Here is a 620-nt window from a genome sequence, read left to right as displayed (position 1 = left end):
TCACCCGTCAAAGGCATATCGCCCTGAGCACCGAACGCGGCCTTCCCCGACAGGTTCCCGCCCCGGTCCGACACGTAGAACCACGACTCCCCCGGACGGTACACACCCACCTGCGAAGGCACGCGTACGGGTTCCGGGTACGGATCGGCGTGATCCGAGCCGAGGCCCGCCAGCGGGGCACAGTGGGGCCAGGCGCCTGGGCCCTGGCCGGCGAGGATCTTCTCGCCGATGAGGATCTGCTGCTTCTTGGTCGCCTGGTGAGGGAGGCTCGCGTACTGGAGACCGCCGTAGGCGCGCCACGTCGACTCCGTGATCTGCACTCCGCCGTAGTAAGGCCAGTTGGCCTTGTAGTAGCTCCAGTTGCCGGTGCTCTCGCACTGGGCGAGCTTGTCCCAGGTCGCTATGGATGCGGCTTCCGCTTGTCCCGGGGCGAGAGCCACCGTCACAGCGATGCCGAGTGCGGCTGCCACGGCGCGTGCCAGGACACGCGGGGTGGAGCTCCGATGGGTGGTCACCACTGGCCGGTGATGGGGGTGTCGCCGGGGACTCCGAAACGGGCTTGGTAGATCACGGAGTTGGAGTCCTTGGCGGCGCCGAAGAAGTCGGACTCCGCCGGACGG

At 68.1% G+C, this 620-nt stretch carries 1 protein-coding gene; it reads right to left on the bottom strand.

What is annotated here, in order from left to right:
• Window positions 1-470: transglycosylase family protein (locus tag ACEPPI_RS40595; RefSeq protein ID WP_373920252.1), on the bottom strand; the 470-nt coding region annotated here is incomplete at its 3' end.
• Window positions 471-620: the final 150 nt, after the last annotated feature.

Source organism: Streptomyces sp. AB3(2024), from assembly GCF_041862025.1.
Lineage (GTDB): Bacteria > Actinomycetota > Actinomycetes > Streptomycetales > Streptomycetaceae > Streptomyces.
The sequence above is the reverse complement of the archived record's forward strand: the minus strand, read 5'-3'. Positions and strand labels throughout refer to the sequence as shown.